The following is a 3,122-nucleotide window of genomic DNA, read 5'->3' on the forward strand; positions in this document are numbered from 1 at the left end:
TACCGACATGCTTTGGTCCCCGTTGGGTTATCCCCGCGAGGTAAGTCGGTTGCTTTACATCGCATTGCAGGAGCGATGATTTCAAAAGAAATATATATTAAGCGCAAGAACGTGCGCACTGAAAGAAGGAAATGATATGAAAAGATTTGGAAATGATGAATGTTGGTGTGGGAGTCATAAAAAATATAAAAAATGTCATGAAAAATTTGATGGAAGACTGCAATATTTAAAAAAACAGGGATATGTTATTCCAAAACGTGCAATGATTAAAAATGATAAGCAAATAGAAGGAATCAGACAGGCTGCCATTGTGAATAATGGGTTATTAGATTATATTGAAGAACATATTTGTGCAGGGATGACAACTCAGCAGATAGATGATATGACTGTTGAATATTTAAATAGTCATGATGCTTCTTCAGCTGATCTTCATTATGAAGGCTATCCTAAAAGTATTTGTACATCTGTTAATGATGAAGTCTGTCATGGGATTCCTAGTGATGATGTGATATTAAAGGATGGAGATATTATTAATGTTGATGCAACGACATGTTATAAAGGATATTATGCTGATGCCTCACGTATGTTCATGATCGGCAATGTCAGTGATGAAGCTAAACAGCTGGTTGCAGTTACACGTGAATGCTTATATAAGGGGATAGAATCTATTCAACCATTCAAAAGTACCATTAGTGATATTGGTAGAGCTATTGAAACGCATGCACATCAATATGGATATAGTGTTGTCAGAGAGTTTTGTGGACATGGTGTCGGTTTATCTATGCATGAAGATCCTTATGTACTTCACTTTGATCCACATTGTCCTACAACTGTGCTTGTGCCAGGTATGGTGATAACAATTGAACCGATGATTAATGCAGGAGAGCGCTTTATTCATATAGGCTCTAATGATTGGACAGCTTATACAGATGATGGCTCATTATCAGCCCAATGGGAACATACACTTTTAGTGACGGATACAGGAGTAGAAATTCTTTCTATGTAATACCGATTAATTTCGGTATTTTCTTTTTATGAAATTATGATTATCGTCAATTGAAAAAGGTGTAAAATATTTTTCATAGAGGAGGTATATAAAATGAGTTTTCCTAAAAATTTTTTATGGGGAGGAGCAGTTGCTGCAAACCAATGTGAAGGAGCATGGCTAGAAGATGGAAAGGCTCCTAATGTGACTGATGTCATGGTTGGTATTGGATCTAAAGACCCTGGTTTAAAATGGAATCAAGATAAGCAAAAATATGAAATGTGTCTAGATCCCAATAAGGTTTATTTAAGTCATGAGGCTATTGATTTTTATCATCGTTATGAAGAAGATTTAGAGTTAATGGCTGGAATGGGATTTAATTGTTTTAGAACTTCTATTGCCTGGGGTAGAATTTTTCCTAATGGTGATGAAGAAGAGCCTAATGAAAAAGGTTTGGCATTTTATGATCGCTTAATTGATAAGATGTTAGAGTTGCATATGGAACCAGTTATTACATTAAGTCATTATGAAACACCATTACATCTTATTACAGAATATGGAGGATGGCGTGATCATCGTTTGATTGATTTTTGGAAGCGTTATGTGACAACTGTCTTTGAGCGTTATAAAGGGAAAGTGAAATATTGGTTGACTTTTAATGAAGTGAATAATATGATGCGTAATCCTTTAGTTGCAGGAGGCGTTTTGACATTAAATCCAGAAAATCCTGAAGATCCAATTGGATCAACAACATTTGAAGATAAATGGCAGGCTTATTATCATTTATGTGTAGCCAATGCCTGGACAGTGAAACTTTGTCATGAAGTGGATCCACAAGCCAAAGTAGGATGCATGTTAACATGTTCATCAGTAGCAACTTATCCATATAACTGTGATCCTGATAATGTATGGGGTGCATTTGATACTGTAAGAATGTCTAATTTCTATTTTGGAGATGCTTTCTGTTTTGGTGAGATTCCAGGTTATGTTAAACGTGTATGGAATGAACATCATTTTGAACCAGTGATGGATCATCAGGAACTTCAATTAATGAAAGAAAATACAGTTGAATTTTTCTCTTTTAGTTATTATCGTTCTTCAACTTACGATAAAGAAAGTGATGTTCATGGGGATACTGGCGGATTGACTGGAAAAGAAAATCCATATCTTGAAGGATGTTCACCAAAGCCTTGGTCATGGCCAATTGATCCTCAAGGTATTCGTTATGTATTAAATGTTTTATATGATCGTTATCATTTGCCATTATTTATTGTTGAAAATGGTATTGGTTTAGATGAAAATCTTGATGAAAATGGACATATTGATGATGCTTTTAGAATGAAATATGTTGAAGATCATTTAAAATATGTACATGAAGCAATCCTTGATGGTGTAGAAGTGATGGGATATCTTTATTGGGGACCTATTGATGTTGTATCAGCGGGTACTGGTGAAATGAAAAAACGTTATGGTTTTGTTTATGTTGATCGTTTTAATGATGGTCATGGAACTCTAGAACGTCATATCAAAAATTCTTATTATCGCTATAAAGAGATTATTGAAAGTAACGGAGACATTCTTTTATAAATATAAAAAAGTTTTAGGTCATTAAAAAAAGTACCTAAAACTTTTTATTCAAATAAAGTAAATCCTAAATAATAAACCAGTTCATGAAACATCTTTGTGTTAAATCCATAACAGATACAATCATCCTGAGCACCATCCCAATCATTATTCAATTGATCTAATAAGGGTTGAACTTGATCTGGTGTGATATCGTCTGTTGCATAAAATTCACTATGATCTTTAAGACCAGCATATTCTCTAGCAGGTGAAATAGACAATGTTGGTCTTATTTGGTAAAGTAAATCTTTAATCAGTTTTTCATCTTTTTCATTTTCACTTGAAATAATAACATGAAGTCTAAAAAACATAATATCCCTTCTTTCTAGGATATTTTAACATATTTTTGGTAGATGAAAAGATGTATTTCATAAAAAAATAGTGTATAATAATTCTTCGTAAATTGAAAAACTAAATTCCATCCCTAAATCAATTTATATGGAATTTAATTTTACAAATCCAATGATAGAATTTAATTCTGCAAACTTTTATAATAATAGTGGGTATTCCTTCT

General features: G+C 33.2%; 3 protein-coding genes. 2 read left to right on the plus strand and 1 reads right to left on the minus strand.

Annotation, left to right across the window (positions count from 1 at the left end; translation table 11 throughout):
* Positions 1-136: 136 nt before the first annotated feature.
* A complete protein-coding gene (locus B5E48_RS13185; RefSeq protein ID WP_087297350.1) occupies positions 137-1,006 on the plus strand; it encodes a methionyl aminopeptidase in 870 nt (289 codons plus the stop codon).
* A 93-nt stretch (positions 1,007-1,099) separates the two neighbouring features.
* Positions 1,100-2,572 (plus strand): glycoside hydrolase family 1 protein, encoded by a 1,473-nt coding sequence (locus tag B5E48_RS13190; protein WP_087245649.1) that lies wholly within the window; start codon positions 1,100-1,102, stop codon positions 2,570-2,572.
* Between the two features lie 44 nt (positions 2,573-2,616).
* On the opposite strand, the gene B5E48_RS13195 is transcribed toward B5E48_RS13190, so the two are convergent.
* Positions 2,617-2,919 (minus strand): hypothetical protein, encoded by a 303-nt coding sequence (locus B5E48_RS13195; RefSeq protein WP_087297348.1) that lies wholly within the window; start codon positions 2,917-2,919, stop codon positions 2,617-2,619.
* Positions 2,920-3,122: the final 203 nt, after the last annotated feature.

This window comes from Massilimicrobiota sp. An105 (assembly GCF_002161155.1).
Taxonomy (GTDB): domain Bacteria; phylum Bacillota_I; class Bacilli_A; order Erysipelotrichales; family Coprobacillaceae; genus Allocoprobacillus; species Allocoprobacillus merdigallinarum.